This is a genomic window from Streptomyces sp. NPDC002130 (assembly GCF_040296465.1).
GTDB lineage: Bacteria > Actinomycetota > Actinomycetes > Streptomycetales > Streptomycetaceae > Streptomyces.
Genome location: NZ_JBEOXI010000342.1, coordinates 1 through 7168 on the forward strand (window position 1 = coordinate 1; position 7168 = coordinate 7168).

The window sequence follows — 7168 nt, forward strand, 5'->3', positions numbered from 1 at the left end:
GTGCACCTCGACGTACTCGCCGTGCGCCAGCCGCTTGATCACCCCCGTCGCCCGGCCGTGCGCCACGAGCTCCCTGTCGCGCAGTTGCAGCCCCAGACAGATCCGCCGGGTCACGACGAAGACCACCGCCGGGACGACGAACATCCCGGCCCGCACCGCCCACGTCACCGTATTGATCGACAGATGGAGGCGGGTCGCCACGATGTCGTTCCCACCGCCCGCGAGCAGCACCAGGTAGAGGCTGATCCAGGCCGCGCCGATCGCCGTGCGGACCGGGCGGTTGCGCGGCCGGTCCAGCAGATGGTGCTCGTGCCGGTCGCCGGTGAACCGGGCCTCCAGGAACGGGTACACGCCGATGAGGACCAGCAGCAGCGGGAACACCACGATCGGGATCAGCACGCCCAGCACCAGCGTGTGCCCCCACAGCGTGACCTCCCAGCCGGGCATGATCCGCACCAGGCCCTCGGCGAAGCCCAGGTACCAGTCGGGCTGGGCGCCCGTGGACACCTGGTCGGCGCGATACGGACCGTACGACCACACCGGGTTGATCGTCGCCACCGCCGCGATCAGCGCGAGCACCCCGAACACCAGGAAGAAGAAGCCGCCCGCCTTCGCCAGGTACACCGGCAGGAAGGGCGCACCCACGACATTGCGCTCGGTGCGCCCGGGCCCGGCGAACTGGGTGTGCTTGTGGTACACGACCAGCAGCAGGTGGACCACGATCAGCGCCGCCATGACCCCGGGGATCAGCAGGACGTGCAGCGCGTAGAACCGGGCCACGATGTCGTCGCCGGGGAACTCGCCGCCGAACAGGAACATCGCCAGGTACGTCCCCACACAGCAGGTCGTCCGGCAGCGAGTAGCCGAACAGCCCCTCGAACAGGCCGAGGAACAGCAGCAGCCAGCCGAACAGCCAGTTGACCTCGCGCGGCTTGCGGAACGAGCCGGTGAAGAAGTGCCGCATCATGTGCGTCAGCATCCCGGCGACGAAGACCAGCGCCGCCCAGTGGTGGATCTGCCGGATCAGCAGCCCGCCGCGCACGTCGAAGCTGATGTCCAGCGTGGACGCGTACGCCTCGGACATCCGCACGCCGTTCAGCGGGACGTAACTCCCCTGATACGTCACCTCGTTCATCGAGGGGTGGAAGAACAGCGTCAGATACACGCCGGTGAGGACCAGCACCACGAAGCTGTACAGGCAGATCTCGCCCAGCAGGAACGACCAGTGGTCGGGGAACACCTTGCGCAGGTACTTCCTGCCCAGTGTGTGGGTGCCGAGCCGCCCGTCGAACCAGTCGGCGAGGCGCTCGCCGCGTCCGGCGCTCACGCCGCCGCCCCGGGGAGGTGGGCGAGCTTGTCCGGGTTGGCCACCACATAGATGCCGCGCACCCGGTCGCCCTCCGGGGTGAGGTCCAGGACCAGGACGGCGAACGGCGCGTCACCGTCGAACAGGACCGCCGCGTCGTCGCCGTTCACGCGCCGGTAGTGCCAGACGGGGTGGTCCGGGCCGCCCCGCCCGGCGGTGAGCAGACGGGCCACCTTGTCCCGGCCCTGCACCGGGCGCAGGCCGGCCCGCCTGCGCTTGCCGCCCGCGTCGGTCCACGCCGTGACGTCCGGCGCCAGCACCTCCATCAGCTCGGCGATGTCCCCGCCGAGCGCCGCCCGCACAAACCGCTCGGTCGCCTCCCGCCGCACCCGCGGATGCGCCTCGTACCGCGGCCGCCGCGCGTGCACGTGTTCCCGGGCCCGGTGCGCCAACTGGCGTACGGCGGCGGGGGAGCGGTCGATGATCTCCGCGATCTCGGCATGCGGGTAGCCGAACACCTCGCCCAGCACGAACACGGCACGTTCCAGCGGTGTCAGCGACTCCAGGACCACCAGCATGGCCAGCGACACCGACTCGGAACGCAGCGCCGGGCTCTCGGCGGTCTCGGCGTCCTCCTCGGCGACCAGCGGCTCGGGCAGCCACGGACCGACGTACGTCTCCTGCCGGCGGCTGATCACGGCACGGCGGCGCAGCGCGTGGTTGACGGCCACCCGGACGAGATAGGCGCGCGGATTGTCGACGCCGGCCAGGGGGGCGCCCCCGCCGCGGGCCGTCCAGGACAGCCATGTCTCCTGCAGGACGTCCTCGGTGTCGGCGACGCTGCCGAGGATGTTGTAGACGACGCCGAAGAGCAGCTCGCGGTGGTCGACGAACACCCCGGTCGCCGCGTCGAGCGGGGCGTCGGTGCCGGGTACGGAGATCTGGGTCATGCGTGGGCCTCCCGTGGACGTCCTCACCACTGCGAGCCGGACAGGGCACCGGAATGTGACATCGCACGGCCCGTTGTGACCCAGATCTCAGGCCGTCCCTTCCCCAGGTACCTCTCGGGAGCGGTCCTGACCTGGGGGTATTTACGAGTCAGTACCCGAGCGGTACCGTGATGGCATGCCAGCTCTCAACGTGGAGTTCAGTGACCGCGAACTTGAGGACCTCAGGCAGATCGCCAAGGAGCGCGGTACGTCCATGAAGGCGCTCGTGCGGGAAGCGGCCGCGGCCGACATAGCCCGTCACCGGGCCCTGCAGGAGGGCGCGGAGGCCTTCCGACGGTTCTTCGCCACCCACGCCGACGAGTTCGCCGCCGCGTTCCCCGACGACGAACCGCCCGCCAAGGGCGAAGGGCGGGCCGCCTGACCCATGGCGCCCGTGATCCACATCGACGTGCCCTGGCTGCTTCAGCGCCACGAAGAGGTCCTGCCGGACCAGCCCACCGTCAACGACTTCTCCGCACTGGTCGCCGCCGTCGCCCGGCACCGCGTCGACCCGCCGCGCCTCGGGGTGAACTCCGACCCGGCCTGGCGGGCCGCCGCGTTGCTGCACACCATCACCGTGCTCCGGCCGCTGCCCTCGGCCAACGCCCGCTTCGGCTGCGCGACCGCCGTGGCGTACATGTTCGTCAGCGGCGTCGGCATCGACCCGCCGTACGGGGCCCTCGTCGACCTCGCGCGCGACCTGCTGTCCGGAGCCACCGACGTCTACGGCGCGGCGGACCGGCTGCGCTCCTGGCAGATCTGAGGAAGCGGGCCCGGTGCCCGATTCACACAGGCCGCAGGGAAATGTCGAAAACGGGTGCGAGTCGCGCGCATCCGTTCCCCCGTTTCTGACTTTCTGTCAATGGTGGGGATGTTGTCCGGGCGCCTTGTTGGCCGTGTGCGGGTTGTGCAAGAGTGAACGCGCGTGCGGGGGGAATGGCCGGGTGTCGCACGTGATTTGTGGACCGCGTCCGATTCGCCGTCGGTGAATTCTCACCTCCCGCGCTACGCCAAAAGAGGTACGCATCAACCGGGCCTCCTTTTTGGGCGACAGAACTTCTGTGTGTCACATGCGTGGGAAGGAACCATCTCAGTGCCCACCCCCCACCCCCCTCGTCCTCCGTATCCCCCGCCCGGCGGGGATCCGGGGGAATCCGATGAATCACTCGCCGCCCCGCTGAGAGGCAGTCCGGAGGGCGAGGTCGCCGCCCATTCCGTGGCGCTGCTGATGGCGCGGCACTACCAGTCGGCGCACGACTACGCGGTCATCTGTCTCGCCTCGTCGGCGCAGGTCGCCGCGATGGTGACCGGGACCGCCTTCCACCGGACCCTCAACCGCCTCGCGTTCGGCGAGTCCGCCGTCGCGCTGCGCCCGGCCCTGCTGGTGACCGTGCGGGACACGATCCGCGAGTGGTCCGCCGACGATCGAATATCAGCCGTTCTGCCCGCCTTGCAGAAACCGGCCGGAGGACGCGGGCTGCGCGCGGCGACGTCCATGACGCCCGAAAATCGAACCCTCGCGGAGCGGGCATTCCAGGCACTTCCCGCGGACTCGCGCTGTTTGCTCTGGCATGTCGAGGTCGAGGCAGATCCTTTAAGCGTCCCGGCCGGACTGCTGGGCATGGACACCGACATCGCGGCGGCGGCCCTCGAACAGGCGCGGGACACATTCCGCCGAGGATGTGTACAGGCCCATCGTGAACTCGCACCGACCCATGATTGCCGGTTCTACAACCGCCTCCTCGACGTCCCGATCCGCCGGGGCGGCGCACTGCTGCCCGACGTCCAGCAGCATCTGGACGAGTGCCGCTACTGCCGGAACGCCGCGGAACAACTGAGCCATTTCGAGGGCCCGCTGGGGCCGTTGATCGCAGAGGCGGTGCTCGGCTGGGGCACCCGCCGCTACCTCGACTCGCGCCCGGGACGTGCCTCGCACGGCACACGGGGCGCTCGCACGAACCGCCGCGGCGGCGGACGGCGGGGCGGCGGGCGGCACGGGCTGCTGTCCCGGCTCCCCGTGCCCGCCCGACGGGTTCCGGAGGCGCTGCGCTCCTCGCGGGCACTGCTCTCGGGCGTCGGCGCGGTCTCGGCCGGGGTGCTGGCGACGGTGCTCATCATCAGCGCGTCGTCCTACGACGGCGGGGAGGCCGACCCGGCCGGCTCCAACAGCGCCGCGGGCGGCAAGGGCTCCGCGTCGGTGACGCCACCCGGCACCGCCGGGCTTCCCGCGGCCCAGGGCGTGACCCGGCTGCGCAACGTCGGTGCCGATCTGTGCCTCGACATCCGCGATCTGCCGAAGGAGGGTTCGGGCACGAAACTGGCGGAGTGCTCGACGGTGTGGACCCAGCAGTGGACGTACGAGGACGACGGGTTGCTGCGCAGCGTCGCCGACCCCGGCCTGTGCCTGGACTCCCACAAGGACGCCGGTGTCGTCGTCCTCGGCACCTGCGCCGACGAGGATGCCGAGCGGGGCGAGGACGTGCGCTACGACCTCACCGTGCAGGGGGAGTTGCTGCCCCGCTGGGACGAGCAGCTGGCCCTCACCCCGGCCGGCGACGACCCGGACGCCGACATCGTCGTCAAGGTCCGTGACCGGTCCTCCGACGCCCAGCGGTGGCAGGCCGAGCCCCTGCCGACGACATCCGGTTCCCTGTCGATCGAGGAGCAGGACGACCCGGTGGCCCGCCAGGTGAGACTGACCGACGGCCGGACCGCGTGATGTCTCGGCGCTCGCCCGCACTGCCGAAGAGACCCGGGGCCTGAGCGGGGCTGCGCGGCGAACGCGCCGCGCAGCCCACCCCTCACGCCGGATCCTCCACCAGGTCGGCCGGGCCGATCGTGCCCGGCGTCGCATGCCCTGACAGGGCGAGTGTCAGGTCCAGTTCGGCGAGCAGGCAGCGGATGACGTGCTCGACGCCGGACCGGCCGTCGAGGCCGAGGCCGTAGACGTACGGGCGCCCGACGAGGACCGCGCGGGCGCCGAGGGCGAGGGCCTTGAAGATGTCGTCGCCGGTGCGGACGCCGCTGTCGAAGAGGACGGTGAGCCGGTCGCCCACCGCCTCCGCCACGCGGGGGAGCGCGTCGGCCGCCGCGACAGCGCCGGCCACCTGACGGCCACCGTGGTTGGAGACGACCACACCGTCCATGCCGGCGTCGGCGGCCAGGCGTGCGTCGTCCGGGTGCAGGACGCCCTTGAGGACGATCGGGCCGGCCCAGTTCTCCCGCAGGAAGGCCAGGTCCGGCCAGCTCTTGGCCGGGTCGGAGAACATTCCGACGAAGTGCATCACGGCCGCGTTCGGATCCTCGTGCACCGGCTTGGCGAGACCCGCCTGGAACGCCGGGTCCGAGAAGTAGTTGGCGGTGCCCACGCCGCGCAGGAACGGCAGATAGGCCTGGTCGAGATCGCGCGGCCGCCACGACAGCAACGGCGTGTCCAGCGTGACGACCAGCGCGGTGAACCCGGCCGCCTCGGCCCGGTTCAGGAAGCTGCGGGCCACCTCCGGGTCCTTCGGCCAGTACAGCTGGAACCAGCGCTCGGCGTCGCCCATCGCCTCGGCGACCTGCTCCATGGGCGTGCTGGACGCCGCCGACAGGATGTACGGCACGCCCTGCGCGGCGGCGGCCCGGGCCGCGGCGGACTCGGCGTCCGGGTGCATGATCGACAGCACGCCGACCGGGGCCAGCGCCAGCGGGGCCGGGAGGTCACGGCCCAGGACTTCGACCGACAGGTCCCGCTCGTGCACGTCCCGCAGCATGCGCGGCACGATCCGCCGGCGCTCCAGGGCCGCCCGGTTGGCGCGGGCCGTAGTGCCGTTGCCCGCGCTGCCCGCCACATAACCGACCGGGCCGGGCCCCAGCCGCTGCTCGGTGAGCTCCTCGAGCCGGGTCAGATCGGTGGGCAGCCGCGGTACGGCGCCCGTCATCCCGTTCAGATAGATCTCGTACTGGAAGTCCGCCCAGTGCTTGCCCACCGTACGCCCCGCCTCTCGTCGTCTCCTCGTCGAGACCGCCGTACGGCCGACGATACCGAGCGGTATGAGGTCCGGAGGATCAGGGTCGGGCCGCCGCCGCGTGCAGTACGCGGGCCAGTGCGCGCGGCTGCGAGAACATCGGCCAGTGCCCGGTGTCCAGCGTCACCAGCTCCCAGCTGTCGCTCTCGAGGAGCGCGGCCACGGCCGGCATCGGCTCGTCCCCGTCGAGGAGACACTTCACGTATGTCGCCGGGAGTGCGTCGAGGGGGCGGGCCAGGGCGGCCGGCTCGGTGAGCGTGATGCCGGGGTGCGGGGTCGAGCCGCCCACGATCCGGGCGATCTGGCCGTCCGTCAGTCCCTGCCCCGCGTAGTCCTCCGGGCCGAGCGGGGGCCAGTACCCGGCGTGGTCGTCGATCGCCCGCCGTACATGGTCACTGGGCCAGCCCGACAGGAACGACTCCCTGTTCACCGGCACGTTCCCGTCGACGAACACGACGCGCCGCAGCCGGTCGCTGATCCGCTCGGCGGCCTGCCCGACCGGGATGCCCGCGTAGCTGTGCCCGACCAGGACGACGTCCCGCAGATCAAGGCGCTCCACCTCCTCCACGATGTCCCGCACGTGCATCCGCTGCCCGGCCGGCTGCGTGTTCCGCCGCTCCGCGAGGCCCGAGAGCGTCAACGCACGGACCGCGTGCCCGGCGCGGCGCAGCTCCGCGGCCACCTCGTGCCATGCCCACGCCCCGAGCCATGTCCCTGCCACCAACACGAAATCGCCCATGCGGGCAACGTAGCCGAGGGGTGCGACAACGCCTCCCGGCCGCCGGGCTGTTGCTCCTGTTGTCACTCCCGGTCGTCCGCCGCGGACGTGTGGTCCGGCGCGGCGGCCGGGACCAGGGCCCGGT

Annotated in this window: 6 protein-coding genes and 1 pseudogene; 3 read left to right on the forward strand and 4 right to left on the reverse strand. The window is 71.5% G+C overall.

Annotated elements, in window-relative coordinates; translation table 11 throughout:
• Together qcrB and ABT116_RS37575 are read right to left on the reverse strand one after the other, a co-directional pair.
• A pseudogene (gene qcrB / locus ABT116_RS37570) lies at positions 1 to 1327 on the reverse strand (cytochrome bc1 complex cytochrome b subunit); the annotation flags it as partial.
• Positions 1324 to 2256, reverse strand: a complete 933-nt coding sequence (locus ABT116_RS37575; RefSeq protein WP_351643663.1) for a sigma-70 family RNA polymerase sigma factor — start codon at positions 2254 to 2256, stop codon at positions 1324 to 1326. The pseudogene qcrB and the gene ABT116_RS37575, both read right to left, overlap by 4 nt.
• Before the next feature lie 175 nt (positions 2257 to 2431).
• Here ABT116_RS37575 and ABT116_RS37580 point away from each other — a divergent pair, with 175 nt between their 5' ends.
• From ABT116_RS37580 to ABT116_RS37590, 3 genes are all read left to right on the forward strand, one after another.
• Positions 2432 to 2677, forward strand: a complete 246-nt coding sequence (locus ABT116_RS37580) for a hypothetical protein (protein ID WP_030845137.1) — start codon at positions 2432 to 2434, stop codon at positions 2675 to 2677.
• Positions 2678 to 2680: 3 nt separating this feature from the next.
• Entirely contained in the window at positions 2681 to 3058 is a 378-nt protein-coding gene (locus ABT116_RS37585) for a toxin Doc (RefSeq protein WP_351643672.1), read from the forward strand.
• 330 nt (positions 3059 to 3388) lie between these two features.
• Positions 3389 to 5014 (forward strand): RICIN domain-containing protein, encoded by a 1626-nt coding sequence (locus tag ABT116_RS37590; RefSeq protein WP_351643677.1) that lies wholly within the window; start codon positions 3389 to 3391, stop codon positions 5012 to 5014.
• A gap of 82 nt (positions 5015 to 5096) precedes the next feature.
• Here ABT116_RS37590 and ABT116_RS37595 read toward each other — a convergent pair whose 3' ends face one another.
• Together ABT116_RS37595 and ABT116_RS37600 are read right to left on the reverse strand one after the other, a co-directional pair.
• Entirely contained in the window at positions 5097 to 6266 is a 1170-nt protein-coding gene (locus ABT116_RS37595) for a lactate 2-monooxygenase (protein ID WP_351643682.1), read from the reverse strand.
• Positions 6267 to 6345: 79 nt separating this feature from the next.
• On the reverse strand, positions 6346 to 7044 hold the full coding sequence (locus ABT116_RS37600; protein ID WP_351643686.1) for an alpha/beta fold hydrolase: 699 nt from the start codon (positions 7042 to 7044) through the stop codon (positions 6346 to 6348).
• Positions 7045 to 7168: the final 124 nt, after the last annotated feature.